23 protein-coding genes and 2 pseudogenes are annotated in these 26,400 nt (G+C 66.0%); 10 read left to right on the top strand and 15 right to left on the bottom strand.

Features of this window, described 5'->3' with window-relative positions:
• Positions 1-9: 9 nt before the first annotated feature.
• Positions 10-480, bottom strand: a complete 471-nt coding sequence (gene rlmH / locus XarbCFBP7408_RS06715; RefSeq protein ID WP_104562294.1) for a 23S rRNA (pseudouridine(1915)-N(3))-methyltransferase RlmH — start codon at positions 478-480, stop codon at positions 10-12.
• A gap of 121 nt (positions 481-601) precedes the next feature.
• On the opposite strand from rlmH, the gene XarbCFBP7408_RS06710 reads away from it, so the two are divergent.
• Positions 602-2,143 carry an alkaline phosphatase PhoX gene (locus tag XarbCFBP7408_RS06710; RefSeq protein WP_104562293.1) on the top strand — a complete coding sequence of 514 codons (1,542 nt, stop codon included), beginning with the start codon at positions 602-604 and terminating at the stop codon, positions 2,141-2,143.
• Positions 2,144-2,365: 222 nt separating this feature from the next.
• On the opposite strand, the gene XarbCFBP7408_RS06705 is transcribed toward XarbCFBP7408_RS06710, so the two are convergent.
• The 7 genes from XarbCFBP7408_RS06705 to XarbCFBP7408_RS06675 all read right to left on the bottom strand — a co-directional run bounded on the left by XarbCFBP7408_RS06705 (position 2,366) and on the right by XarbCFBP7408_RS06675 (position 10,378).
• Positions 2,366-3,481, bottom strand: a complete 1,116-nt coding sequence (locus XarbCFBP7408_RS06705) for a J domain-containing protein (protein WP_104562292.1) — start codon at positions 3,479-3,481, stop codon at positions 2,366-2,368.
• A gap of 11 nt (positions 3,482-3,492) precedes the next feature.
• A complete protein-coding gene (gene rsfS / locus XarbCFBP7408_RS06700; protein WP_104562291.1) occupies positions 3,493-3,903 on the bottom strand; it encodes a ribosome silencing factor in 411 nt (136 codons plus the stop codon).
• A gap of 57 nt (positions 3,904-3,960) precedes the next feature.
• Positions 3,961-4,809, bottom strand: a complete 849-nt coding sequence (gene nadD, locus XarbCFBP7408_RS06695; protein ID WP_104562290.1) for a nicotinate-nucleotide adenylyltransferase — start codon at positions 4,807-4,809, stop codon at positions 3,961-3,963.
• Positions 4,806-5,834 (bottom strand): DNA polymerase III subunit delta, encoded by a 1,029-nt coding sequence (gene holA, locus XarbCFBP7408_RS06690; protein WP_104562289.1) that lies wholly within the window; start codon positions 5,832-5,834, stop codon positions 4,806-4,808. Before holA ends, nadD begins: the two co-directional genes overlap by 4 nt.
• A gap of 185 nt (positions 5,835-6,019) precedes the next feature.
• Complete coding sequence (gene lptE / locus XarbCFBP7408_RS06685; protein WP_104562288.1) at positions 6,020-6,661, bottom strand: LPS assembly lipoprotein LptE; 642 nt, start codon at positions 6,659-6,661, stop codon at positions 6,020-6,022.
• 389 nt (positions 6,662-7,050) lie between these two features.
• Positions 7,051-9,693, bottom strand: a complete 2,643-nt coding sequence (leuS, locus tag XarbCFBP7408_RS06680; RefSeq protein WP_104562287.1) for a leucine--tRNA ligase — start codon at positions 9,691-9,693, stop codon at positions 7,051-7,053.
• A gap of 67 nt (positions 9,694-9,760) precedes the next feature.
• Complete coding sequence (locus XarbCFBP7408_RS06675; RefSeq protein WP_104562286.1) at positions 9,761-10,378, bottom strand: DUF998 domain-containing protein; 618 nt, start codon at positions 10,376-10,378, stop codon at positions 9,761-9,763.
• 206 nt (positions 10,379-10,584) lie between these two features.
• On the opposite strand from XarbCFBP7408_RS06675, the gene trxA reads away from it, so the two are divergent.
• Both trxA and XarbCFBP7408_RS06665 read left to right on the top strand, forming a co-directional pair.
• Positions 10,585-11,442, top strand: a complete 858-nt coding sequence (gene trxA / locus XarbCFBP7408_RS06670) for a thioredoxin (protein WP_104562285.1) — start codon at positions 10,585-10,587, stop codon at positions 11,440-11,442.
• A 267-nt stretch (positions 11,443-11,709) separates the two neighbouring features.
• The gene (locus XarbCFBP7408_RS06665; RefSeq protein ID WP_104562284.1) at positions 11,710-12,159 is read left to right on the top strand and encodes a DUF4442 domain-containing protein; all 450 of its coding nucleotides are present in this window, start codon (positions 11,710-11,712) and stop codon (positions 12,157-12,159) included.
• Between the two features lie 404 nt (positions 12,160-12,563).
• Here the strand turns inward: XarbCFBP7408_RS06665 and xopF1 are convergent, their stop codons facing one another.
• Together xopF1 and hap3 are read right to left on the bottom strand one after the other, a co-directional pair.
• Positions 12,564-14,405 (bottom strand): type III secretion system effector XopF1, encoded by a 1,842-nt coding sequence (gene xopF1, locus XarbCFBP7408_RS06660; RefSeq protein ID WP_308632319.1) that lies wholly within the window; start codon positions 14,403-14,405, stop codon positions 12,564-12,566.
• A gap of 159 nt (positions 14,406-14,564) precedes the next feature.
• Positions 14,565-14,981, bottom strand: coding sequence for an Hpa3 family type III secretion system protein (gene hap3, locus XarbCFBP7408_RS06650; protein WP_104562282.1), 417 nt, complete (start codon positions 14,979-14,981; stop codon positions 14,565-14,567).
• Positions 14,982-15,700: 719 nt separating this feature from the next.
• Here hap3 and xopN point away from each other — a divergent pair.
• The gene (xopN, locus tag XarbCFBP7408_RS06645) at positions 15,701-17,872 is read left to right on the top strand and encodes a type III secretion system effector XopN (protein WP_258072044.1); all 2,172 of its coding nucleotides are present in this window, start codon (positions 15,701-15,703) and stop codon (positions 17,870-17,872) included.
• A gap of 120 nt (positions 17,873-17,992) precedes the next feature.
• Here xopN and XarbCFBP7408_RS06640 read toward each other — a convergent pair.
• Positions 17,993-18,171: pseudogene (locus tag XarbCFBP7408_RS06640) on the bottom strand (DUF1328 domain-containing protein); the annotation flags it as partial.
• A 179-nt stretch (positions 18,172-18,350) separates the two neighbouring features.
• Positions 18,351-18,479: a hypothetical protein gene (locus tag XarbCFBP7408_RS23080; RefSeq protein ID WP_258072043.1), complete on the bottom strand. Its 129-nt coding sequence runs from the start codon at positions 18,477-18,479 to the stop codon at positions 18,351-18,353.
• Between the two features lie 169 nt (positions 18,480-18,648).
• Here XarbCFBP7408_RS23080 and XarbCFBP7408_RS06635 point away from each other — a divergent pair, with 169 nt between their 5' ends.
• The gene (locus XarbCFBP7408_RS06635; RefSeq protein WP_042805081.1) at positions 18,649-18,891 is read left to right on the top strand and encodes a DUF378 domain-containing protein; all 243 of its coding nucleotides are present in this window, start codon (positions 18,649-18,651) and stop codon (positions 18,889-18,891) included.
• Between the two features lie 70 nt (positions 18,892-18,961).
• Positions 18,962-19,933 (top strand): peptidylprolyl isomerase, encoded by a 972-nt coding sequence (locus XarbCFBP7408_RS06630; protein WP_181106610.1) that lies wholly within the window; start codon positions 18,962-18,964, stop codon positions 19,931-19,933.
• Positions 19,934-20,000: 67 nt separating this feature from the next.
• Here XarbCFBP7408_RS06630 and XarbCFBP7408_RS06625 read toward each other — a convergent pair whose 3' ends face one another.
• Positions 20,001-20,888 (bottom strand): DMT family transporter, encoded by an 888-nt coding sequence (locus XarbCFBP7408_RS06625; protein WP_089112068.1) that lies wholly within the window; start codon positions 20,886-20,888, stop codon positions 20,001-20,003.
• A 170-nt stretch (positions 20,889-21,058) separates the two neighbouring features.
• On the opposite strand from XarbCFBP7408_RS06625, the gene XarbCFBP7408_RS06620 reads away from it, so the two are divergent.
• The 3 genes and pseudogenes from XarbCFBP7408_RS06620 to XarbCFBP7408_RS06610 all read left to right on the top strand — a co-directional run bounded on the left by XarbCFBP7408_RS06620 (position 21,059) and on the right by XarbCFBP7408_RS06610 (position 22,772).
• Positions 21,059-22,051 (top strand): LysR substrate-binding domain-containing protein, encoded by a 993-nt coding sequence (locus XarbCFBP7408_RS06620; RefSeq protein ID WP_007962978.1) that lies wholly within the window; start codon positions 21,059-21,061, stop codon positions 22,049-22,051.
• A gap of 53 nt (positions 22,052-22,104) precedes the next feature.
• A pseudogene (locus XarbCFBP7408_RS06615) lies at positions 22,105-22,391 on the top strand (DUF2867 domain-containing protein).
• An 87-nt stretch (positions 22,392-22,478) separates the two neighbouring features.
• A complete protein-coding gene (locus XarbCFBP7408_RS06610; protein ID WP_005912915.1) occupies positions 22,479-22,772 on the top strand; it encodes a hypothetical protein in 294 nt (97 codons plus the stop codon).
• Positions 22,773-22,971: 199 nt separating this feature from the next.
• Here the strand turns inward: XarbCFBP7408_RS06610 and XarbCFBP7408_RS06605 are convergent, their stop codons facing one another.
• Together XarbCFBP7408_RS06605 and XarbCFBP7408_RS06600 are read right to left on the bottom strand one after the other, a co-directional pair.
• Positions 22,972-23,775 carry a DUF4349 domain-containing protein gene (locus XarbCFBP7408_RS06605; RefSeq protein ID WP_104562280.1) on the bottom strand — a complete coding sequence of 268 codons (804 nt, stop codon included), beginning with the start codon at positions 23,773-23,775 and terminating at the stop codon, positions 22,972-22,974.
• Positions 23,772-24,170 (bottom strand): GFA family protein, encoded by a 399-nt coding sequence (locus XarbCFBP7408_RS06600; RefSeq protein ID WP_104562279.1) that lies wholly within the window; start codon positions 24,168-24,170, stop codon positions 23,772-23,774. Before XarbCFBP7408_RS06600 ends, XarbCFBP7408_RS06605 begins: the two co-directional genes overlap by 4 nt.
• 341 nt (positions 24,171-24,511) lie before the next feature.
• Between XarbCFBP7408_RS06600 and XarbCFBP7408_RS06595 the strand changes: the two genes are divergently transcribed.
• On the top strand, positions 24,512-26,317 hold the full coding sequence (locus tag XarbCFBP7408_RS06595; RefSeq protein WP_104562278.1) for a DUF885 domain-containing protein: 1,806 nt from the start codon (positions 24,512-24,514) through the stop codon (positions 26,315-26,317).
• Positions 26,318-26,400: the final 83 nt, after the last annotated feature.

Here is a 26,400-nt window from a genome sequence, read left to right as displayed (position 1 = left end):
GCATGCCGCTTAGGCGCGGTGATACGGATGGTTGGCCAGCATCGCCGCAGCGCGGTACAGCTGCTCGGCGACGATCAGGCGCACCAGCATGTGCGGCAGGGTCAGCGGGCCGATCGACCAGCTTTCGCTGGCGCTTTTCAGCACCTCGGCGGCATGACCTTCGGGGCCGCCGATCAGGAACGCCAGATCGCGGCCCTGCCCGCGCCAGTGTTCCATGCGCTGGGCCAGCTGTTCCGAACTGAGCGGGCGGCCCGGGATATCCAGCGCGACCACATGGGCGTTCTTGGGCAGCGCGGCGAGCACGCGGCGGCCTTCGTCGTCGATCGCGCGTTGCGCATCGCGGCCCTTGCCACGCAGGCCGGGTTCGATCTCGACCAGCTCCAGCGGCATCCAGTGCGAGAGACGTTTCTGATATTCGGCAAAGCCCTGCGCCACCCAGGCCGGTGCGCGCTCGCCGGTAGCGATAAGTCGGCATTTCATGACGACATGATATCCGCGTCACAGCTTGGGCATCGGAACCGGGTCGATCACAGCGGTGTCATGGTGCGGTTACAGCGGGCTTCTAGGGTCGGTGCACTACCCGGCCTGCAGGAGTCGTTCGATGCCGATTTTCGATCCCGCCCGCCGCCAGGTGCTCAAGGGCAGTGCTGCCGTGATGGCCGCCGGTGCGCTTGGCAGTTTGAGTGCGCTGCAGTCGCGCCAGGCCCAGGCCGCCAACAGTTCCTCGCCGCCGCTGCAACTTGCCCCGGTGCCCAGCCGGTATGGCCCGCTCGCGCCGGTCGCCGACCAGAGCACCGGCCTGCCCTTGCTGCAGCTGCCGCACGGCTTCAGCTATCGCTCGTTCGGCTGGAGTGGCGACCGCATGGACGATGGCCAGCCCTGCCCCGACCGCCACGACGGCATGGCCGTGGTCGGCCTGCGTCGGCCCGACTGGCGTCCCGGCAGCGACCCGCTGCGCGGCCTGGAATACGTGTTGATCCGCAACCACGAACGTGGTGCGGCCACGCCGTTCCGCGCGCCGGCGATGTACGACACCGGCATCGTCAGCGGCACCCAATCCGCCGGCGGCGGCACCACCACGCTGAGTTACGGCCGCCGCGGCTGGGGCAGCCTGGAGCCCAGCCTGGGCGGCACCCTGGTCAACTGCGCTGGTGGCCCCACGCCGTGGGGCACCTGGCTGAGCTGCGAGGAGATCAAGACCAATGCAGTGTCCAGCACCGGCCGCAAGCATGGCTACGTGTTCGAGGTGGACCCGGACAGCCAGCGCACCACCGGCCGCCCGCTGGTGGGCCTGGGGCGTTTCAGCCACGAGGCGGTGGCGATCGATCCGCGCACCGGCATCGTCTATCTCACCGAGGACGACCGCAACAAGGCCGGGCTGTACCGCTTCATTCCCAACGACCGCCGCGGCCGCAATGGCTCGCTGGAAAACGGTGGCCGGCTGCAGGCCGCACGCGTGCGCGGGCGGCGCAATGCCGACCTCACCGTCGCCAGCATCGGCCAGCAGTTCCAGCTGGAATGGGTGGACATCGAAGAGCCGGATCTGGACAGCATCGCCGCGCCGGCCGGCTTTGCCGATATCGGCGCCAACGACACGTTGAGCGGCCCGTTCGCGCAGGCCTGGGCCGATGGTGCGCTGCGCATGAGCCGTGGCGAAGGCATCTGGTACAGCTACGGCAAGCTCTTCATCGTCGACACCAGCACCGGCGTGGATGCACAGGGCCGCCGCGGTTACGGCAATGGCGCGGTATGGGTGCTGGACCTGTTCACGCAACGCCTGAGCGCCCTGTTCGTCAGCGGCAATCAACTGGCCGCGCACAACCCGGACAACGTCACCGTCAGCGCACGCGGCGGGGTGGTGCTATGCGAGGACGGCGGCGCAAGCCCGGACGACTACGGCCCCGGCGCGCGGCTGCTCGGGCTGACCCGCGGCGGCGAGTCGTTCTACCTGGCCAAGAACAATGTGCAGCTCACCTCGCAGCAGATCGCCGATGCCGGCAAGACCGTTGCCGAGGGCGATTACCGCGATACCGAGTTCTGCGGCGCCTGCTGGGATCCGCTGGCGCGTACCCTGTTCGTCAACATCCAGACCCCGGGCATCACCCTGGCGATCACCGGGCCGTGGGAGCGCGGGCCGTTGTGAGCCTGCGGCGGTAAGCTGGCTTTCGTAGACATTGGCAACGGCCACCGCTGCCGAACGGACCGGCATCGGTTCGGCAGCGGCGACCCGGCCGCCGGCACAAGGCCGCGCACGCACGCGTCGCGATTGCCCGGCTGGCAGCGTGTCCAGCCGCAACTGCGCACAGCACGCGCGCGCACCTGCGGTAGCGGGCGTGCGCGCCCGCGGCGACATTCAGAACCGGGATCAGAACCAGGGCGCGTCGGGCGCACCCGCCAGGGCGCGCTGCAGCTTCAACCAGCGCTTGAACGATTGCGGGTGTTCCAGCTCGCGCAGGCCAAGGCGCGCGTCCATCAGGTCGTCTTCGACTTCGCGCTTGAGTTGGGCCATCAAGCGGCCCAGTCGCTCCGGCTTGGGGCGCGACGGCAGCTCCAGCCCGTACTCGGCGCAAAAGTCGTCCGATTGCTGCCGCACCTGCTGTTGCAGCTGCCTGCACTGCCGATCCAGCTCGCGGTTGTAGTCCTGCAGGCGCGCGGCGCTCATCGCATCCACGCCTTGCGCGTCCATCAGGCCGATCTCGGCCTGCAGTTCGAGCAGACCCAGCAGATCGCCGGCCTTGTAGGCCGCGTTGAGCCGCTGCATCAGGATGGTGCGCGCGGCGTGGTCGTCGGTGCTGTTGGCGCGGTCCGGATGCAGATTGCCGGCCAGCTTGCGATACAGCTCGCGCAATGGAGGCGGCTCGGCATGCTCCCCCGCCGCCTTGTGCTCGGCACGCTTGCGCCGTTGCGTGCGGCGTTGCTGTTGCTGCGCATGCTCCTGCTGCAGGCGCTCGCTGACGCGCTCGTAGAGCTGCTCGGGCGAATCGATGCCATCCAGCTCGTCGGCATCCAGCCCGTAGGCCTGGCCGAGGATCTGCTTCATCAGCGCATCGGATTCGGCGACCTCCTGGTCGTAACCGGCTGCGCTGTGGCGATCGTAGATCGGGCGCAACGACGCGTGGCCGGCCTCGATCAGCGGGGCGGCGATATCGCACAGCAACTCGGACAGGAAGGCGCGGTCGGCCTTGCCCAGCTTGACCGTGGCATGCGCACGGTCCAGCGCTTCGACCAGGGCGATGTCGGCCGCGCGGCGGTGGTCGAGCAAGGGCTGCAATTCGGCGTGGTAACGCGTGCGCCACTGCGACAGTGCAAGCTGCCAGGCCTGCAGGTCGGCACGATGCCGTTCCAGGTCGCGCAGCAATCGGTCGAAGCGCTTGCGTGCCGGCGACAGCTGCGCGCCGGCGGCGTGCGCGCCCTGGCTGCGCAGCTGTTGCAGCGCCTGCGAGGCAGGCGCACCGGTCGGGGGTCGGGCATTGCGCGGCATGCCCGGCTCACTCACTCTTGGGCATCCGCGTCCGCGTCGTCCGGACGCTGGTCGCCCACCGTCCACAGACGCTCCAGCGCGTAGAACTCGCGCACGCGCGGCAGCATCACATGCACCACCACGTCGCCCAGGTCCACCAGCACCCACTCGGCCTCGCGCTCGCCTTCCACGCCCAGCGGCATCACGTCCAGCCGCTTGGCGAACTTGACCACTTCTTCGGCAATCGACTTCACGTGGCGGGTCGAGGTACCCGAGGCGACCACCATGTAATCGCAGACGCTGGACTTGCCGCGCACATCGATCTCGACCACGTCCTTGGCTTTGAGCTCCTCCACGGCCTCGCGCACGGTGGCCAGCAGGGCCGGCACGGACGGCGGCGGATTCGGGATGGAGGTCTTGATGACTTGGGCTTGGGTGGTCAAAGCGGGCAACTCGATGGAATTGGCGTGAATTATAGGCCGGTCCGGCCGGCTGCGTGTTCAGCGAGTCGGCAGGGCGCAGCCGTAGAGGCCCTGGTGCGCGATAAATGCGGCCACCGATGCCGGCAGCAGCGCCTGCCAGTCGCCGCCGCCGGCGATGCGCGAGCGCACCGCGCTGGCCGATTCGCCGCGCAACGGCTGCTGCAGCGACCACAGGCGGCCGGCCGGCGAGATGCCCAGCTCGCCCGGACTGGCGGCCCAGCGGCCCTGCACTGCTGCAGCGAGCTGCGGCGCATCGGCCAGGTCCAGCGTGGTGCCCGGACGCGCGGCAATGACGAAATGCGCCAGTTCGAACAGATCCTCCCACTGATGCCAGCTGCTCAGCCCGACGAAGGCATCGGCACCGAGCAGCCAGGCGATCGGTGTCGTGGGGCCGAGCTCGGCGCGCAGCGCGCGCAAGGTATCGACGGTGTAGGACGGCGCACGGTCGCGGCTGGCGCGTTGCAGCTCGCGGGTATCCAGCGCCAGCCCGGGGGTGTCGGCCAGCGCCAGCTCCAGCATGCGCGCGCGCTGCGCTGCGGTGGCGCCGGGTGCGGGACGGTGTGGCGGATCGGCGGCCGGTACCAGGCGCACCAGCGCGCCCAGTTCGTCGCGCGCGGCGCAGGCGATGGCGAGGTGGCCCAGATGGACCGGGTCGAAGGTGCCGCCGTAGTACAGGTAGAGCGGGGATTCGGGAATCGGGATTGGAGAATCGGAAGAGCGTGGGTTCGGTGCTGCCGGGCGGGAGTCGGTGGGCGGAGAGGTGGGGGCCGCAGCTGCGGCCTGGTCGGGGGATGCGCTGCGTGGGGAGGCCGGTCGCTCGTCTTTGGCGGAGGCGTGGTCGCCGGTGGCGGCATCGCCGGCCTTCACGCCAGCAATCTCACCGCGCGGGATTCGGCCACGGCCACCAGCAGGCGCTCCAGGCCGACCCAGGGGTCGCCGTCGGCACGGCCCTTGGCCATGCGGTCGACCCGCGAGGCTTCGGCGACGAAGCGCTCCCAGCGGCGTGGTTCGGGATGCCGTTGCAGCGCGCGCTTGAACGGCGCCTGGCGCGATTCCCACAGGCCCTGCGCCTTCATTTCGGCAGCGAGGTTGCCGCCGTTGGCCTGCACCTTGGCCAGGGACGCGGTGCGCAGCAGTTCCTTGATCAGGATCGGCATCAGCGCGGCCACCGCCTCGCCTTCGGCGCGCAGGCCGGCGAGCATGCGGATCGCTGCGGCCGGCTGCCCGGAAAACGTGGTTTCGGCCAGGCGGAACACGTCGTAGCGCGCGGCATCGGCGACCAGCGACTCCATCGCCTCCAGGTCCAGCGTCTTGCCGTCGGCCAGCAAGGCGAGCTTGTCGATTTCCTGCGCGGCAGCCAGCAGGTTGCCTTCCACCCGCTCGCTCAGGCGCTGCACGGCGGCCGCATCGGCGCGCAGACCTTGCGCGCGCAGGCGGCGCTCGATCCAGTCGGACAGTTCATGCGGCTTGATCGCCCAAGCCACCGCAATGGTGCCGATGCGGCCGATCGCATCGGCCCATTTGCCCTGGTGCGCCTTGCTCCAGTCGTTGGCGGTGATCAACAGCACCACATCCGGCGGCGGGTTGGCGCAGAAGCGGGTGATGACCTCGGCGCCCTCCTTGCCCGGCTTGCCGCTGGGCAGGCGCACTTCCACCAGCCGGCGCGGACTGAACAGGCTGGGCGCGTTGAAGGTCGCATCCAGCTGGTTCCAGTCGAACTCCCGGCCATCGGCATCGAAGACCTCGCGTTCGCTGATGCCTTCGGCGCGCGCGCGTGCGCGCACCGCATCGGCCGCCTCCAGCACGCGCAAGGTCTCCGGACCGGCGATCAGGTAGACCGGCTGCAGCGGCTGATTGGACTGGCCGGCGAGCTGTTCTGGGCGAAGTTCCATGACTAGGTAAGTTCCATCACTACGAAGGCACGCGCCACTGCGCCGTCACGCACACCGTAGCGTCGGCGGCGATCGTCGGGGCATGCTCAGCGCGCAGCAAGCGCGACGTGCGCCTGGCGCAAGCCAATTCCGGACACCGTGCGCGGTTGCCCGGCAGATGCGCGGACGGGATGATCACCCGCTGCTCAGTTATTCGACGAAGAAGCGGGCGGCAGCGAAGCCGGCACGCTCGATTCCGGCGTGGACGGCTGCACCGGCGGTGTGGTGGCCGGCTGCAGCGGCGCGCTGGGCGTGCTTTCCAGCGTCTCGCCGCGCTCCAGACGCGCCCGCACCACGCTGTCGATACGACGCAGGATCGAGGCCGACATGTCCTTGCGCAATTCGTTGGCGAGGATCTCGCGCTCGGTCGCGGTGCCGGTGGCGTCCACCGGTGGCGACACGTAGTCGCGCGACAGCTCGATCACCTGCTGCGGCACCAGCACCGAGCCGTTGGCGGTGGTGACGGTGAAGATGGCCGCATAGCGCAGGCTGTATTCCTGCGCGCGGCCCTGGCTGTCGATGGCGATCGGCAGATCGCCCCAACGTTCGGACAACACCTGCACCTGCGCAAAGCCGGCCTTGGCATCTTCGTCGGCCAGGGTGGCGCCGGCGGCCTTGAGGCCACGCCGCAGCAACTTGGCCAGCTCGCTGTACTGCACCGCCGACTGCACCTTCACCGCGGGCGTGTCCGGCGGCAGCGCCAGCGAGTTGCGCAGATGAAAGCCGCAGGCGGTGAGGCTCGAGACAAGCACGAGGGACGCAGCGAAGGCAGTAGGGAATCGAATCATGGGCACAGTCTGGATGAGCGCCCCGGCGGCGGCAACAGGCGGCTAGCCTGCCCGACACCGCGTGAACGGGGCTTGAGAGGGCGCCGCGAAAAACACGGCGCCCGCGAATGACAAACGCGTCGCCACGCGCCGATGAAATGAATGACCACAAGCCACCCCGGCAATCTCACCTGCACGTCGCCAGGCGCCACTGAAATGAAGGACCAGCAACCATTGCGGAAACTTCACCGATGCGTCGCGACGCACCAATGCAGTCAATCGCAGGCAACCACTGCAGCAACCCGACCGGCGCAACACCACGCGTCAGTACAACACCTTGCCGAAACCGCCGCGGCGACCTTGCAGCGCCACACCGGTCCGCGACACTGCCCGGACCGGCGTGGCAACGGTCAGCCCGCCACGATATTCACGATCTTGCCGGGCACGATGATGATCTTGCGCACGCTCAGGCCTTCGAGGAACTTGGCCGCGTTCGGCTCGGCCTGCGCCAGCGCTTCGATCTGTTCGCGGGTCGCGTCGGCGGCGACGTCGATGGTGCCGCGCAATTTGCCGTTGATCTGCACCGCCAGCGTCAACGCATCGCGCACCAGCGCGCTGGCGTCGGCCTGCGGGAAGGCCACGTCCTCCAGCAGCGTCTCACCACGGCCCAGGACCTGCCACAACGCGTGGCTGGCGTGCGGGGTGATCGGATTGAGCAGCAGCACCATCGCTTCCAGCGCTTCCTGGCGCACCGCGCGGCCCTGTTCGCTGGTGTCGTCGAACTTGGCCAGCGCGTTGGACAGTTCCATCACTGCGGCAATGGCGGTGTTGAAGCTGTGGCGGCGGCCATAGTCGTCGCTGACCTTGCCGATGGTCTCGTGGGTCTTGCGGCGGATCGCCTTGTGTTCGGCGTTCAATGCGGCGACATCCAGCGCGGCGTCTGCGCCCTCGCCTACATGCTTGTGTACCTGCACCCACAGCCGGCGCATGAAGCGCGCCATGCCGTCCACGCCGGCCTCGTTCCATTCCAGCGACTGCTCCGGCGGCGCGGCGAACATCGAGAACAGCCGCACCGTATCGGCGCCGTACTTGGCCACCATCGATTGCGGATCCACGCCGTTGTTCTTGGACTTGGACATCTTCTCGGTGCCGCCGATCTGCACCGGTTGGCCGTCGGCGATCAGCACCGCACCGGTGACGCGGCCACGCTCGTCGCGCTGGATCTCCACGTCGGCCGGATTGATCCAGTCCTTGCCGCCGTTATCGGCATCGCGATAGAAGGTGTCGGCGATGACCATGCCCTGGGTGAGCAGATTGGTCACCGGCTCGTCGCTGTCCACCAGCCGCGCGTCGCGCATGAGCTTGTGATAGAAGCGGAAGTACATCAGGTGCAGGATCGCGTGCTCGATGCCGCCCACGTACAGGTCGGCCGGCATCCAGTAATTGGCGCGGCGGTCGACCATGTCGCGTGCCTTCGGGCTGGTGTAGCGCGCCACGTACCAGCTCGATTCCATGAAGGTGTCGAAGGTATCGGTCTCGCGCTCGGCCGGGCCGCCGCAGTCCGGGCAGGTGGTCTGGCGCCAGTTCGGGTCGGTCTTGATCGGCGAACCGGTTCCGGAGAATTCCACGTTCTCCGGCAGTACCACCGGCAGCTGGTCTTCCGGTACCGGCACTGCGCCGCACTTGGCGCAATAGATCACCGGAATCGGGCAGCCCCAGTAACGCTGGCGGCTCACGCCCCAGTCGCGCAGGCGGTAATTGACCCGGCGCTGGCCCTGGCCCTTGCGCTCGAAGCGCTCGGCCAGTGCTTCGAAGGCGCCGCCGAAATCCAGGCCATCGAACTCGGCCGAATTGATCAGCTCCAGCTCGCGGCTCTTGTCGGTGTACCAATCGCGCCAGTGGGTGGCGTCCCAGGTTTGCTCTTCTTCGTTGCGCGGCTCGCGCAGCTTGACCACCTGCACGATCGGCAGGCCGTACTTGTTGGCGAATTCGAAATCGCGCTGGTCGTGGCCGGGAACGGCCATCACCGCGCCGGTGCCGTAGCCCATCAGCACGAAGTTGGCCACCCACACCGGCACCTGCTCGCCGCTGATCGGGTGAACCGCGGTCAGGCCGGTCGCCATGCCGCGTTTTTCCTGGGTTTCCAGCTCGGCTTCTGACACACCGCCGTGCTTGAGCGTTTCCAGCAGCGCGGCCAGTTCCGGGTTGGATTTGGCCGCGTGCAAGGCCAGCGGATGCTCGGCGGCGATCGATACGAAGGTCACGCCCATCAGCGTGTCCGGGCGGGTGGTGAACACACGCAGCGGGTCCAGCGCAGCGCCATTGGTGTCGCGCACGTCGAACTGGATTTCCAGCCCTTCCGAGCGGCCGATCCAGTTGCGCTGCATCGTCTTGACCGAATCCGGCCAACCATCCAGTTGATCCAGGCCGTCCAGCAGCTCCTGGGCGTAATCGGTGATGCGCAGGAACCACTGCGGGATCTCGCGCTTTTCCACCACCGCGCCGGAGCGCCAGCCGCGGCCGTCGATGACCTGCTCGTTGGCCAGCACGGTCTGGTCGATCGGGTCCCAGTTCACCACCGCGTTGCGGCGGTAGGCCAGGCCCTTGCGCATCAACCGGGTGAACATGCGCTGCTCGTGCACGTAATAGTCCGGCGTGCAGGTGGCGAACTCGCGCGACCAGTCGATGGCGTAGCCCAGCGATTTCAGCTGCGCGCGCATGTGCGCGATGTTGGCGTAGGTCCACTTGGCCGGCGCGGTCTTGTTCTTGATGGCGGCGTTTTCGGCCGGCAACCCGAACGCATCCCAGCCCATCGGCTGCAGCACGTTATGGCCGGTCATGCGCTTGTAGCGGCTGACCACGTCGGAGATGGTGTAGTTGCGCACATGGCCCATGTGCAGCGCCCCGGACGGGTACGGCAGCATCGACAGGCAATAGAACTTGGGTTTCTCCGAGTTCTCGTCGACCTGGAAGGCGCGGGTGGCATCCCAGAACTGCTGGGCGGAGGTTTCGACCTGCTGCGGGTCGTAGACGTTCGGTTCGACGGTGGACATTGGGAGCGGATGCTCGGGCGGTGCAAAGCGGTACAGGGTACCGCAGTGCAGCAGGTGGACCAAACCGTTACCGCAGCGCCGCCGGCTTCGGCGGCCAGATCCAGCCCGCCACCGCCAGCCAGCCGACCCAGGCCAGGAACGCCAGCCGTTGCGCAATGGCCTGGCGCACCAGGCCCGGCGGGCCGAATGCCAGCACCGCCACCAGCAGCCCTGCCGCCAGGCTCAGCCAGGCCAGCCCCCGGGTATTGGAACCGTTGAGCAGCGCGGCGGCAAGCAACAACATGCCGGGCACGAACGCCACCGCCCACAGCAACCAGGCGGTGGCGTGGGCCTGACTGGCGCGACCATCCAGATCGGTGGGGTCCAGCGGCAACATGCCCATGCCCAGAAAGGCCAGTCCGGCGAGCACGATCAGCTGCCCACCCACGCGCAGACTCCAGCTGGCCTTGGCCGGCATGCGCGCCAGCAGGCTGACCCCGGTAGCCATGCCCAGCGCCCCCACCAGCACGAACGCAAGCAGATTGAAGCCCAGCGCATGCGGCACGCCTTGCGCCCCCAACAGCGCAACCGGGTGGCTTGCCTGCAGATAGCCCGGCAGCGTGGTGCCGAAACCGGCGAGCGCCAGGACGAAGACGGTTGCGGCGATCAGGCCCATGTAGCGCTGTGCGCTGTCGGTGGTTGCCATTGTCTTGCTCCAGCACGGGGCGCGATGCGCCACCAGAACGCGGCATTGTCGTGCCGGGCGCGCGTGGCGTGAAGCCCCGACGCTGCCACGGCCGTGCTCCAGGCAAGCACGCAGGGCGCCGAAGTGCGTCATTGCGGCTAGGCTTGTGTCAGCCGCGTTTGCCACCATTACCTCCCACTATTGCCGCACTTAACTTCTGGAAGCCCATGTCCGACAAGCCGCATGTATTCGATGCCACCACCGACACCTTCGAGACCGAGGTCCTGCAGAAATCGTTGACGACACCGGTCTTGGTGGACTTCTGGGCCACCTGGTGCGGCCCCTGCAAGTCGCTGACGCCGATCCTGGAAAAGCTGGCCGGCGAATACAACGGCGCCTTCGAGCTGGGCAAGGTCGATGTGGACAAGGAACAGCAGATCGCCGCGGCGTTCCAGATCCGTTCGGTGCCGACGGTGTTCCTGGTCAAGGGCGGCGAGATCGTCGACGGCTTCCCCGGTGCGATGCCGGAAGGCCAGGTGCGCGAATTCCTGACCCAGCACGGCGTGCTGCCGGCCGAGCCGCAGGTGGCCGAAGAAGTGCCGCTGGCGCCGCTCGACCCGCAGGCGCAGGCCGCGGCGCTGCGTGAGGCGGTCGCCGCCGAACCGGACAAGGACGAACTCAAGCTGGACCTGGCGCTGGCGCTGCTCAAGACCGGCGACACCGCCGAGGCCGAGCAGTTGATCGATGCCCTGCCCGCCAACCTGGCCACCGACGACCGCGCGGTGCGCGCCAAGGCGCGGCTGAGCTTTGCCAACGTCCTCAAGGACGCCCCGGACGCCGGCACCCTGCAGTCCGCCGTGGATGCCAACAGCGCCGACCTGCGCGCACGGCACCTGCTCGGCGTGCGCCATCTGCTCGACGGCAACGACGAAGCGGCGCTGGAGCAGTTCCTGGACATGCTGCGGCAGGACCGCAGCTTCGACGACAACCTGCCGCGCCGTAGCCTGATCGATGCCTTCCGCGTGATCGAGGACGAAGATCTGGTCGGCCGCTATCGTCGCAAGATGTCGGCGCTGGTGTTTTAAGCCCCAGCATTGACGTGCGACACCTGCGCTGAGTTGAGGCGGTTATACGATCGCCCTGCTCACCGCAGGATGCGCGCCGGGCCTGTGCCCGGCGTGTTGCGTTCGGGGGCCTGCATGGCTTTCTGACCCGGGCCAACGACCATGACGACACCAGCTCGCGGTCAGCAGCAACAGACGGACGCCGTGCCGACTACGCGCAGCCGGCCTACTCCATACGCATGCGAATGTTATGCTGAGCACTTTCCCTCGCCAAGGAAACAGGCCCGCATGCGCACATCGCTGTTCAAGTTAGGCATCAATCTGTGGCCGCCATTTTTGTTCGCCGGCATCCACGTCACCGTGCTCTCGGCCGACTACCGTTTTGCGCGGGTGGAGCTGCGCCAGCGCCCGTGGAATCGCAACTATGTCGGCACCCATTTCGGCGGCAGCCTGTTTGCGATGACCGACCCGTTCTGGATGCTGCTGACCATGCACAACCTGGGCCGCGATTATTATGTGTGGGACAAGGCCGGCAGCATCGAATTCGTCAAGCCCGGGCGCGGCACGGTCACGGCGGATTTCGTCATCGACGACGGCGTGCTGGCGCAATTGCGCCAGGCCACTGCAAACGGCGAGAAACATCTGCGCTGGTTCGAGAACACGGTCTACAACCGCGACGGCGAAGTGGTCGCACATGTCCGCAAGCAGCTCTACGTCAAACGCAAGCCGGTACGCTGAGGATGACGGCAGTGACGCTGCCACGCCAGCCGATACGGCGATGCATGTTTCGCTCGACTCGCCGCCCACGCAACGGATGATGGCGGAGCGAAACAGCTGCACGCCCACCTGACCAGGTGCTAATGCCGCAGCAGCAAACGCGCAGGCGCTTTGCCATAGGCGCAACGCGAGTGTCGCCACCGCAGCCGCAAGCGTGCCGCCCGTTGCTGCACTTGTCGCGCAACGCGCATCGGTTTTGTATCAGGCCATGGGCAGCATTGACTTGCAACCCATTGCTCACTGACAAGCCTGCGTTCTGGCATGCAGATAACGCCGGGCTGACGCAAGCGCTACGGGCCGCAGCCCTGGCTGCGACTCGTAGCACGTGCGTTTGGTTATGGCCAGGCGCGGCGTCTGGGCGGCGCTCAAGACCTACCCTGTTGCCACTGCTGCAGCGCCTGCTTCTGACGCAAGGCCGCGCCAAGCGCGTGCAATTGCGCAGACAACTCTGCGATCACCGCGCGGCCTTCGCCTTCACCCGCGACGGGGAGATCGGCCAGTCGACCAAGCGCATCGTCGATGGTCGCGATCGAGACCGCTTGCGCAGCCACCTGGTCCCTTAGCTGCTGCAACGCATTGCGCAGTTGGTCGACGTCAGCGCTGAGCGGCACGGGCACGCCCGTGCCTTCTTCCATGGCGCGCGCCACCTCGCCCTGGGCTGGCGGGGGAAGCAAGCCAAGCGCTGTGTCCAAGGGCTCGGCGAGCGTCTGCAAGGTGCTTGAAATCGTTCTATCCTGCTCGGCCGCTGCAATGGCGCGCTCGTGATCCAATCGCGTGGCCTGTGTGGTATTTGTGCCGTTCTTGGCTTTCAGCGCATTCCACACCACATCGTTGAAGAACATCTGCGCTCCTTGCTGCAACACCCATGCTGGAGAATTGTCGGCCTCTCCGGGCAAGCTGCCGCCGCCATACCCGCCTCTCAGCGGGGAAGCGATCAATCTGGTGGCACCCAACGACGCCATGTTGGCCAACACATTGCCGACCATATGGCGTCCCAGCACATCGCGCAGCGCCGTCGTTGCCGCGTTCGCCGTGCTGAATGCCTGTCTCGCTAATGCCATCGCTTCCTGACCTGTCTGCAACAGATAGCTGGGAAAATGCACCGCATCGGACCACGTGGCAGGAGGTCGTGTCTTGTCCGGCAATGCAAGAGCGAACAGATTCAAGCGCTGATGCCCACCGAGCAAATCGGGAACCGTCATCTGGCCAGTGCGCCCCATTGCCTTGCAGGTGTCCAGTAACGCCTTATGCAAAGCGCCCGCACCACCCACCGCCAGCCCGGCCAGGCCAACCTCGGCAACCGCCGTACGGGTGGCGGGGTCCCCTGAGGTGCGCCGCGCGGCGTTAAAGCCGCCGCTGATGGCCGGCCTGAGCAGCATGGTGTCCAGCGCCGTATCGTCCAGCATGGACTGACGCTCAGCGATTCCTGCCCGACGGTCATCGGCCTGTGCCGTGAGCTCGGCACGGGTCGGCGTACCGTTTTCTCCGGGACGCACGAAGCGCTTGTTTCCCTCAGGGGTGACTTCCAATAGGACCGGCGGCGGGTCCGGCACAAGGATCTTGGGATCGATTGCCTGGAAACGCGGCAGATTGGCAACGCGCGCACGCCTGTCCATCGATGGAATCAACAGCGTGTCGCAAGTATGCGATCCCATTCCCGAGATCACCCCAGCCAGGGTCGCCGTACTCAAGGGCTCGGAAGCGGGGGGGCGGCTGCTCTGGTAGGCAGTGGCCGCAGAAATGCCGAGCGGCGTCCGCAACGCGCCAACGAAAAACGATCTGAGACTTTCATACGCAATGGGCAGCGACGCTTTCATGCCGGCCGCCTTCATATCCCCGCCAACGTCGTAGGCGGCGTCCGGACCGAACGCTTCGATACGCTCCTGCAAGCGGGCATCTGCCCATTGCAGGTATTCCGCCTGCAATGCGAGCTGCTCCTCCGACGGCTCTGCAAACGGGCGATCCTGCAGACCTGCACGCAGTTGCGCCTTCAGGCGATCGCGAGCGACGACACAGCGCGCTGCGTAAGACCCCTGCGTCGCCGAAGAAGAAGCCACCTGCTGGCCGCCTGGATGCCGTCCGGCGCGATGCTGGCTCTCCGCGCGCTCAGACGCAGCGCGGGAGGATTGGCCCGCTTCCGGACGCCACTGCCTGGTCTTGGCGGAGGATGGTTCGCCCGACGGCAGCCTGGTGGTCTTGACCTGCACGCGCGCGCAAGCGCAGGCTTGGCTCTGCCAGTCCCTCTAGCAACGTTGAACGAGGCGTCTGCGCCTCTGGCACGAACGGTTCGTTCGCGTGGGCTGCATCGGGAGTTCCGGACGACACACTTGGGATGGACGGTGGAGCGCTGTTCTGGCGTTGGAGCCTCATACGACAGCCTCCCGCGCGCTGCCCGACTGCGTCACCAGCGCGTCCAACACGATACGTGCGACGAGCTGCCCCCGTTCAAGCGTGGCTGCCACGTCTTCGGGCGTCTGCGCGAGCAACAATGGGCAGATGCATAGCAGGCCCAGATTGGACATCGTCAGCCGCCACCCGTACTCGGTCAGCAGTTGCTCCTGCAGCGCAAGCAGTGTGACGACCTCGTCGCCACCGAGTTCGCGTGCAGCCAACGGCAGGATGACTTCCGGAAATCCCGACACGCCATCGTCCTGGGGTTGCGCATGCACGCGACACAGCATGCCTGCAGGCCCGAGAACGGTCTCGCCTTCGCGCAGGCGCTGCACCAGTGCATCGGTCAGGCCCAGGCGGATACCAAGCCCGGAAAAGAACGAAGCCACCATGGAATCAACATTGATCTGATGGACGTCATTTGAGATATCTCACAATAAAAGTGCGACATGCATCGCTTGGCTCTGCCTGGGTAGTGTCACTGTCATTGCCGAACCACCGGGAAAAAAGCGCGGATCACCGGCGCAACGCACGAAGCGCAATAGCCTGACGCAAATGGATCGATCCGCACGCTTGACTGTTTACGCAAGTCAGCTATCAAGGCTGTAGTGGCCGCAGATTTTTCGGTACCTCAGGCCGCACCACTCTCGAATGACCAGCGCTTCGCACGCAGTTCGTTGCGGCCATCCCGAAGCCCAGCACCATGGCATGCATCCGCGACGACCTGCTCGCCATGGACGCGCATTTGAATATTGCCGACGACAGAGAGACGGGCCGGTTGCCGAATTCCAGTGCATTAAAAAACCGCCCTTCTGTCACGCACTAAACATTGATTGCGTAACAAGCACTGTTGCGGAACCTGATTTGTTTCGCGTACGGCGATATAAAATCTGCTGTACAGACAGGTGGCATGCGCGTCTGGTAGTTCAATTTCCGCGCAGTGCATTCACCACTTCGCGTCCATCAATACCGGCAGGCTCAGGATTGCACCAGGAACTTCGCCAAGGGAGGGAGGTTCCACGGCATCTGCGATGCAATCCCATGCAATGCGCATCCATCGTCTGGTCCGCAAGCAATCTATCTGCCGTATACACGTCAGGAGACATGTCCAATGAAGTCATCCGCATCCGTCGATCCGGCCAGCCGCAGTGCGAGGACGCACTCGCAAGAAATTCAGGAAACAGAGCTCGCCATCCCCTCCACCTCTGCGGCGGCCACCCACCAATCCTCGCCTGACCCCGCACTCAGTCCACTCGGGCGTGCGCCCGTCAGGCGCAGTAGCGGAACCACGTTAGGGGCGCCATTGGCCAGTCCCGAGCAAGACGCCCAAGCCCTCGCTCCGCAACCGGCCACGTCATCGAATGCAGCGACAGCGACGCTGGCACGGCTTCATCGGCAGTTAGCCTCGGACAATGCACGCGCAATCGCACCGGAATTGGCGGCCGATCTGATCAGCAGGCTCAGGCCGATGAAATCGCCCGGCACCACGGGTGCGCAGGCACGCGCGGCCACGCATGCGGACCTGGTCAGCCGCATCAGCGAACACGATGTGATCGATTGGTACAAGGCGCAGGGGCTGAACGAAAACGACGTGGCCACGCTGCGACGCACCGCGCTGCTCTCCGGCCTGCCCAATCCGAGCGGCAGCTTCCTCACCAACGCCATGCAGTACATCGTCTCGCCGTGGATCAACTATGTGACAGGCCAGCCTTGGGCCGGCGCTGCGTTCGGCCTGGCGACCATGCTGGTCGCCGCACCTGTGAACGCCGTGCAACAATCGGCGGTTGTCAGCCTGTGCGAGTCGATTCGCGAACACGGCGCTCACGTCATCGTGCCGGACAAGAAGCAGATCAACGACAAGCACTGGCTCCCCGATCTGGCACACGCCCTCAAGAAAAAGATCGAAACGTTCGCCGAAGCCTGCGACGTGTTTCGCGAGATTCAGGGGGATCCAAATTCCTCAATTGAACAACGCGCGGCGGCAGCCGACGTCATGCTGGCAGCAGAGAAGGAGCTGCACCAGGCCCAGCATGATTTCGTCATGACCCAGGGTGCGCACGATCGCCAGTGGCAGGGCAACCGCTGGCAGGCCATCCCACGCATCTTGCGTTCGCCGGTCGCCAGCACGCTGGGGCTGCTCAGCAAGACAGGCGCGATGGGTCCGTTGTCGGCGACGGCGCAGACAGTTGCCGCAATGTTGATGATGGCTGTGCAACATGTGGCCGCCGGCTTCGACGAGCAAGCCAAGCAGGAAGCCAACAACAAGCTCAACCTCTTGCACGCCGATGTACTGACCGACGCAGGCAAGCAGAAGCTGGCCAGCGGCGCGGCGGTCAGCGGAGAGGACATCAAGGCCGACAAACTACGCAGCCTGATCCAGTCGCCCACCCAAGCCCTGGTCAAGCGCGTCACCGCCGGGGTTGCCGAGTTGGAGAAGCTGCTGGCGGATGCAGCGACAGCAGAGGATGCGCAGCCAGGCGCAATCACGGCAGACGACCGCGACATCGAGGCCAGCGACGCCAGTAAGGCAATGCAGCAACTACGCTTGCTGCGCAACGACCTCAAGGCATTGCGTGAAGGCAGGCTCGACGAAATCGACCCGAACGGCACCGCATCCAAGCTGCTTATCGGTGCCGAAAAGTCCGTGCTGTCGCAGCAGCTGTTCAACGATATCGCCAAGAAGTACAACTATCTCGAATTCACTGCGCAAACCGCACAGCGCATCGGCCAGATGTTCCACCTTGTCTTTTTGGGCAGCGCCGCATCCTCGGTGCTCAGCAAACTCGTTTCTGCCTTCAAGGGCGGGACCCGCAATGTTTCGGTCGCGCAAAGCCTGTTGATCTCGGCGATATCCGGGGGCATGGCCGCCGTTGGCGCACTGAACCAGGACACCGCCATCACCATCAAGAACAACCGCCGCGAGGGAAGCACCGACATCGGGCTGGGGAAGCAGGTAGGCCGCGGAATCATGGGCGCCAAGCATGAAACGCTCTCCCAGCGCCGTGCGACCAAGGCCAGCAAGGCAATCAACGCCATGTTGGATGGCAATGATGTTGAAGCGCTGCTAGCAGCGGCAAGAGCGTTATCTGCGCAGGAAGCAAGCACCTCTTCCAGCCAGCCACAGGGTTCGCCATCGACATCCAGGGCGGCACCGCCGCGCCGGGAGCATGTTTCGGCCCCGAGTAGCCCGAACCGATCGAGGCCGGGGCAGACGAGCAACGAGATCACGCGGTCCAAGAGTGCTCGGGACTTGGGGATGGAACTCCACCAGTCGCCCGCATAGCCGGCAAACACGCCAAGGACTTGATGTGAGGTGATCATCCGGCATGTTGCGAAGGCTTTGCCTGCCTGCAACATGTCGGATGACGTGCCCCGAGCACGGGACGAAGCCATTGATCGGCAAAGCGCAAGCCACACGCACTGCCGACATGCAGACAGCATGGTCCCGATGCGGGCTCTGTTCGAACGATGCCGCGATTGTGGAGCCGTCCGACTGTTCATCGCAGCGCAGGTGCGCACCTTACTGCAGTGTGCGAAGGCCGTTCGACTATCGGCTTCATCACGCCTTGCAGTCGACGGATGCAAACGCCAGTTCAGAGCGGTCGAAGTGTCGCGCACTCTGTTTCGCTCGCCGGAACGATTTCGGAAACGTGCAAAGCCTGCCGCCGCACCGGACGCAGCCTTATCCATTGGCGATGTCGATGTCGAGGAGTGTATTGCTCCCTTGGCAGCCGCGCTGGCGGGCGGACGCCGAAACGGACTCAGTGCCGGATCAGGGGCAGCGTCAGGCGGAAGATGGACGCCGCTGCATCGTTCGCCTCGACGGTGAACGATGCGATATCGCCCGAACTGAAGTCGGATCGCCGCCGGTCTGCCAAGGCATCGATCATTCGGCACTCGTGCGGCTGGCGACCGCTGCCTGGGCGCGCCGACACCGCGTGCAGGGCAGGCGATTGTGAGCGACATGTGTGCAAAGCGCACCGCAAGTGGGCGACGCTCACGGGCCGCTCGCTGGGGCATGCGGAGTCTGGGGTTTCCCAACCCACATGGAATGCTTTCATGAAAGCGATCAACGTCATCACTCTGGTGCTTCTTATCGTCGGTGGCCTGAACTGGGGGCTGGTCGGCCTGTTCCAGTTCGATCTTGTCGCCGCATTGTTCGGCGGGCAGGACGCGCTGCTGTCGCGCGTGGTCTACACGCTGGTCGGCATCTCTGCGCTGTGGCAGCTGGTACCGTTGTTCCGCAACAACCATGGCACTGCCGAGCATCACACCAGCCCGCACGTGCGCAACAATCCGTAACCTCCTGCCTGCGGCAGGTCTTCGCATCTCGGCATGACGCCGGCGCACTGCGTCGGCGTCATGCCATGGGATGCATGCTTTGCGTCTGAGCGCGTGGTCGGCAAGAATCGCAGACACCTCCCTGCTGGCTGCCTTCATGCTCCTGCGAACTGTTGCTTCTGCCTGCCTGCTCGCCCTGCTGTTACCCGCAGCCGCCAATGCGGCTTACCGTAGCCCGCAACAGATTCTCGACAGCTCGCCGGCCAGTGCGTGGCGCGTGCTCGATCCGGAACGCACCCTGTACCTGGAGCTGGATGCCGGGCGGGTCATCATCGAGCTGGCGCCGCAATTCGCGCCAGAGCACGTCGCCAACATCAGTACGCTGGCGCATGAGCGCTTCTGGGACGGGCTGAGCATCTACCGCTCGCAGGACAATTTCGTGGTGCAATTCGGCGACCCCGATGGCGAGACGCCGGCCAAGGCCAAATCGCTTGGCTCGGCCAAGACGCATCTGCCGGCCGAATTCGAACGCGCATCGCAGGGCCTGGATTTCCAGCGCCTGCCCGATAGCGATGGCTGGGCGCCGCAGGTGGGCTTTGTCGACGGCTTCCCGGTCGGCCGCGACACGGCCACCAGCAAGAGCTGGCTGGCGCACTGCTACGGCACCCTGGGCGCGGGCCGCAACAACGACGAAGACAGCAGCATCGGCGCCGAACTGTATGTGGTCACCGGGCAATCGCCACGCCAGTTGGATCGCAACATCACCGTGGTCGGACGCGTGGTCAAGGGCATGGAATTGCTCAGCGTCACGCCACGCGGTCCCGACCCGATGGGCTTTTACGAAGACCCCGCGCAACGCGCACCGATCCGCGCGATTCGGCTGGCCAGCGAAGTGCCTGCGCCCGAACGCACACCGCTGCAATTGCTGCGCACCGACAGCCAGACCTTCCGCGATGTGGTCGAAGCGCGCCGTAACCGCAAGGACGATTTCTACAAGCGCCCGGCCGGGCACATCGACCTGTGCAATGTGCCGTTGCCGGTGCGGGCGCCGCCTGCTGGTTGAATCGGGAATCGGGAATAGGCAAAGCAGAACCGGTTTCGGACATCTGCGGAACGACGAGCGCGCTCAGTCAGCGGGCGCGCTGGCTGAAGGCGACGCTGCCGAGGATCAGCACCGCGGCCACCAGCATGGTCCAGGTGAGCGGTTCGCCCAGCAGCGACCATGCCAGCAGCGCGCCGAACACCGGCACCAGATAGGTCACCGTGGACGCACGCGCCGGGCCGATGCGCTGGATCAGCCGGTAATACATCAAGAACGCCAGCCCGGTGCACACCACACCCAATGCGGTGGCGCAGGCCCACGCCACCGCCGGCACCGGCGTGGTCGGCCATTGCCACCACGCCAGTGGCGCCAGCAATAGCGCACTGCAGCCCAGGGTCGACGCCGCCGACGCAGCAGGCGGCAAATCGCCCATATGGCGCTTCACCAGGTTGTAGCCGATGCCATACAGCAGCGAGGCAGTTGCGCCAGCCAGCGCTGCCGGCCCGACGCTCAAACCGGCGGATTTGCCGGTGGCCAGCACCAGCACGCCGATGAACCCCACCAGCAAGGCCAGCGCGCGTCGCGTGCCGATCCGTTCGCCGAAAAACAGGAAGGCGATCAGCGCAGTGAACAACACTGTCATCGCATTGCAGATTGCCCCGACTGCCGCCGGTGCGTGTTGAGCGCCCCAGGCGAACAGCAGGAACGGCAACGCCGAGTTGAGCACACCGATGGCCGCCAGCATCGGCCAGCGATGCAGCGGGAAACGTTCGCGCGCCAACCACAGGAACGGCAGCAGCACCAATGCACCCAGCGCCAGGCGAATTTCCACTAGCACCACGGTGCCGAACTTGGGCGCGGCCACGCGCATGAACAGGAACGAGCAGCCCCACACGACGCCTAAAAAGCCAAGCTCAAGCGGGGTGCGCCACTGGCGTACTGCAAGCCCAGGCTGCGCCGACGATTGCGCGCTCATGGCCGTGGCCCCAAACCGTGCCATGCAGGAGTGAAACGGCAGAAGACGGCAGCGGGCAGACAGGGAGACATGGCACGATCGTCGCGAAGGGATGACGCAGCATCGGTTGCCACCGTGGGCGCGACAAGCGCATAGTATCGGGGCGAGCCACAAATCTCACTCATGCCTCGATGAATCTGCGCCCTACCCTGTTGCCCGCGTTGGGCGTGTTCGCCGCTGCCGCCCGCCACCAGAATTTCGCCCACGCCGCCGAAGAACTGCACCTTACCGCCAGCGCAGTCAGCCACCATGTGCGCAAGCTCGAAGCGCTGCTGGGTGCGACCTTGTTCCAACGGCTGCCACGCGGCGTCAAGCTCACCGCCGAAGGCCGCCAGCTGGCCGACGCCGCCACCGCCGCACTGGCCGAGATCGCGGCGGTGGCCGGCAACCTGCATCCACGCGAAGACGCCATTCCACTGCGGGTCACCACGTTGCGGTCGTTGTCGTACTGCTGGTTATTGCCGCGGTTGCCGCGCTTTTGCCGCGCCTATCCGCATATCCGCATGGACCTGCAATCGGATACGGCCTTTTCGCGTTTCGAAGAAGGTGGCCCGGACCTGGGTATTCGTTATGGCCAAGGCGCTTGGCCCGGACTAACCTCGCATCATCTGATGGACGACGAGCTGTTCCCCGTGGCCTCGCCGTCGTTGCCGGAAGTGGCTGCACTGCGCACGCCGGCGCAGATCGCGCAATTGCCATTACTGACCGATATGTCGCCGCAGGGTTGGCGCGACTGGTTCCGCGCAGCCCAGGTCCGCGGTACCACCGTGCCGCCGATGCATACCTTCAACGACAGCACCGACGCGATGCGCGCCGCCGTGTATGGCCTGGGCGCGGTGCTAGCGCGCAAGCACATCGCCCAGCCCTACCTGCAACGTTACGAACTGGTACGCCTGCCCGGCCCCACGCTCAAGGCGCGTTACGCGTACTACATCGTGCACCCCAGCCACCGCGAGCTCAGCCCGGCCGCGGCATTGTTCATCGACTGGCTCAAGCGCGAAGCACAGGACGAACGCACCCCGATGCCGGCACTGCCTGCCGAACTGGTGGCGTTGCCGCCGAGCGAAGGCGTGCAGGAGCCGCGTACGCGGCGGCGTTTGCGGCAAGCATCGGCAGCGGAATGAAGGAAGCGGCAATCTGGCCTTCGCTAAAAGCGGGCGATCCCGGGCGCTTCCCGGTGCTGGCACCACGCAGCGACGCCGATGGGCAGCAAGTGCAGATCGTTACTGGACGCCGACGACAAACATCTGCGCTTCCGCTCGTCGGTTGCACTGCGTCGGGTCGGCACGCACGAGATCGCGCCGACCATGGCCACACGGGTGAGCTGCGCAACTGGTCTGGCCGTGCCTACATGGGCTGCATGCATCATGCGCATCACCATGACGTCATGCCGACGATGCTGCGCGCCGCAGTAGGCCGCGCGTTGCATGCCGAACCCTCACAAGCCAGGCATGGCCGGCATAGCCCGCGTGACGCAAGCAACGCACACCATCACCTCGTTTTGTCCTCGCGATGCCTAGGCTTGACGTCCCCAATCCACAGGACACTCCCATGCCTACCCTCCGCATGCGCATCACCGGCACCGACGACGACGCGCGTGCCATTGCCAATTTGCTGCAAAGCATCGACGGCATCGAGCACGTGGAAGAAGTGGACGATCTGATGCCGCATCTGGACGACGAAGATTCCAGCTCGGCCGGCCTGTCGGACGACGAAGGTCCGGGCAGCCACGAGTTCGAAGTGGAAGCCGGCAACGAGGCCACCGCGCAGAAGGTACGCGACGCGGTGCAAGAGCTGGCACTGCAGCTGGACGTCTTTGTGGAGTACGAAGTCGACGAAGGCTGAGCCAGGCTCAGCCGCCTTATCTGCGGCGATGGTGCCGCATTGCTGGATCGCGCGTGACGCCGTGACGCGTCCTGCTGCGATTCGGCATGCCGCCGCGCCTGTCGAGCGGCGTGCGACCAGCACCGACGACGCACGCCGCGTGCAATGACAAGTTGGATTTTCCCGCAGCTGCACGGCAGTGTCGCGCAGCTGCGGTGCCTCAGGACATCCGGCGCCGACGTACGCGCCAACGCCACGCCTGCAGCAACAACCAGCCGGCGGTCAGTGCGACCGCGGCCACCGGCAACAGCGCCGCCACTGCGCGGATGACAAATGCCACGCTGCTGGAAAATACCTCGCCGAATTCGGCGGCGGCTTCTGCGATCTCGCCCCTGCCCTGCTCGCCACCGGTACTGCGGAAATTGAGGGTCAGCAACTGCGTGCGCACCCGGCGTTGCTGCTGCGCGGCCTGCTGTTGGGTCTGTTGCGCTTCGGCTTCGATCTCGGCCAGCCGCTTGGACAAGGCCAGCAGATCGGTCACCGCCAGATCGCGGCGCGGCTGCAGTTCGAGTAGGCGCGCATGCTCTTTCTGCAGTCGCGCCTGCGCCAGGCTGGTGTCGGCGATCTGCTGCGCCAGATCTTCGGCCCGCGTGCTACGCGCGGCGACATCGCCATGCTGGCCGGCCAACTGCACCATGGGTTCGATCCCGTCCGGTGCCAGCCGTACGCTGACGCGCCCCGTGGGATCGCGCCCGCCTTCCTGCTCCACTGCCAGCAAGGCGCAATCGCCCAACTGCGCGCCCTGGCAGGCAGTGCGTATCGCGGCGATGCGCTGACCGATCTGGTCGGCAGGCAGCTCGATACGCACATCGTGCTCGTAGGCCAAGGCATTGCCCTGCGCGGCGGGCGGTGCCGGCGCCACAGCGCCGCCGTCGGCCGCCATCTCTGCGGGATGCCTTGCACACCCGCACACTGCCCATCCCAGCAGCATCGCGGTGGCATACCGCTGCATGGCGCGGATCATCGGCTGGCTCCGTCGACTGCATGCACCTGCAGCCCGGCAAGATCCAGCGCCGGCAGGCAATGCACATTGACCGCGACGCCCATTGCGCCGGTCTTGGGGTTGAGGCTTTCGCTACAGGGCGCGATCCCGCGCTGCCGGCAATCGTGGCGATCGATGTGGTGCTGATTGAAGCGGTAACTGCCGACAGCTTCCGGCGCGGCCTGAAGCAGCCGCTGCGTACGCGCGCCGAACCAGGACAAACCGCCGCGGCGGCGACACAGCGAACAGTTGCAGTCGTAGACCTCGGTGATGGGCGCTTCGGTCTGCAGATCGAACGCGATGCGTCCGCAATGACGGCTACCGGCGTAGTGCATGTGATCCTCCTTGGCACAGGCCACCGTGCGGGTGGCAAGCATGGTGTTGCGTGTACGCGCAGCCTGGGGAGCGAGGCTGCGCCCGGGAACCGGAGTGTACGAGCGATCGCGCCCGCAACGTGCAGCCGTGGTGCGCCCCGGGCGATTGGCACCGCTGGCCGGCCGGCAGGATAGGGGCGGCCACCCACGCATGGTGAGCATCTATTAGGGAAGGCGGAGGGCGCGCAGGAGCCGAACGTGCAAGCGGCACAGCGGGTCCCAAGCATCGGCCGCGCCCGCCTGGCGGTGAGCGCCGTCGACTTATTGGCTGCCCTACACCAATGGCGGATGCGCCCGCGCGCGCAGATGCCTATGCTGGCGGTTTGATTCCACCAGGACCCACGATGCGTCAACGCCTGCTTGTCCTCGCCCTGCTCACCGGCCTCAGCGCCTGCCAGCAACAGCCCCAATCACCGCGTGCCGATACGACCGCGCCTGCCGCCCCTGAAGCACAGACCCCGGATGCGCGCTTTGCCGCATTATCCAAACAAGCGCTGGACACCTGGATGCAGCTGTCGCCGGTGACCGCCACCCAGACCGGCGACCACCGCTTCGATGCGCAGATCGACGACCTGAGCGCCAGCGGCCGTCAGCGCAGCATGGACGCGGGCAAGAAGCTGCTGGCCACCCTGGATGCGATCGAGGTGACCAAGCTGTCGCGCGAGAACCAGGTGGATGCGGCGATTTTGCGCAACCAGCTGCAATCGGAGATCTGGAACACCGAGGTGCTGCAAAGCTGGGCCTGGGACCCGCAGGTCTACAACGGCCTGGCCGGCAGCGCACTGTACAGCCTGATGGCGCGCGAATTCGCGCCGCTGCCCGAGCGCCTGACCGCAGCAACACAGCGCATGGAAAAGATCCCGAGCATCTTTGCGCAGGCACGCGAGAACCTGGACCCGGCGCGCGTGCCGAAGATCCATGCCGAAACGGTGGCCAAGCAGAACAAGGGCATCCTGAGCATCGTCGACAGCTTCATCGCGCCCAACATCAGCCAGCTTGGCCCGATCGAGGCGGCGCGCGCCCAGGCGGCCATCGACAACCTGCGCAAGGCAGTGGCCGAGCAGCAGACCTGGCTGGACACCGTGCTGGTGCCCAATGCCAAGGGCGACTTCCGCATCGGTGCGGAAAAATACGACCAGAAGCTGAAATTCGCGCTGCTGTCGTCGCTGTCGCGTGCCGACATCAAGCAGCGTGCCGAGTCCGAGCTCAAGCGCGTACGCGGCGAAATGTATGGCATTGCGCGCACGGTGCTCAAGGACAGGCCTGGCGCTCCCAAGCTGCCCGAGTCGCCCAACGACGACCAACAGCAGGCGGCGATCGAAGCGGCCCTGGAACTGGCGTATGCCGACAAGCCGGCGCGCGACAAGGTGGTGGACGCGGCCAAGGCAGCGCTGGCGCAATCGACCGAATTCGTGCGTCAGAAGGATTTGATGACGCTGCCCGATTCGCCGGTGGACATCATCCTGATGCCGGAATTCCAGCGTGGCGTGGCGGTCGCGTATTGCGACTCGCCCGGCCCGCTCGACAAGAACCTCAAGACGTTCTACGCGGTGTCGCCGATTCCCGACGATTGGAACGACAAGCAGGTGGATTCGTTCCTGCGCGAATACAACACCCGCATGATCCAGCTACTCAGCATCCACGAGGGCACGCCGGGCCACTACCTGGAAGGCTGGCACTCGGCCAAGTTCCCCTCCACGCTGCGCGCGGTGCTGCGTTCTGGCATGTTCGCCGAAGGCTGGGCGGTGTACACCGAGCGCATGATGCAGGAGCAGGGCTACCTGGATAACGACCCGCTGTTCCATCTGGTGCAACTCAAGTTCTACCTGCGCACCATTGCCAACGCCATTCTCGACCAGGGCGTGCATGTGGACGGCTGGGATCGCGACAAGGCGATGCACCTGATGACCCACGACACCTTCCAGCAGGAAAGCGAAGCCTCAGGCAAGTGGGTGCGTGCGCAGCTCTCTTCCGCACAGCTTCCGACCTACTTCGTGGGCGTGCAGGAACATCTGGACACGCGCAAGGCGGTGCAGGACAAGCTGGGCAAGGACTTCAACCTGAAGGCGTACCACGACAAGATGCTGTCCTACGGCGCCCCACCGGTGCGCTTCGCACGCGAGTTGATGCTGGACCAGCCGATCGAGTGATCGATCCTTCTCCTGTCGCAAGAACAAGTGCCCTTCTCCCCTCGGGAGAAGGTGCCCCGCAGGGGCGGATGAGGGTACGGGCG

Source organism: Xanthomonas arboricola pv. guizotiae (genome assembly GCF_002940205.1).
Taxonomy (GTDB): Bacteria; Pseudomonadota; Gammaproteobacteria; order Xanthomonadales; family Xanthomonadaceae; genus Xanthomonas; species Xanthomonas arboricola_C.
This window is presented reverse-complemented; position numbering and strand designations above follow the sequence as displayed.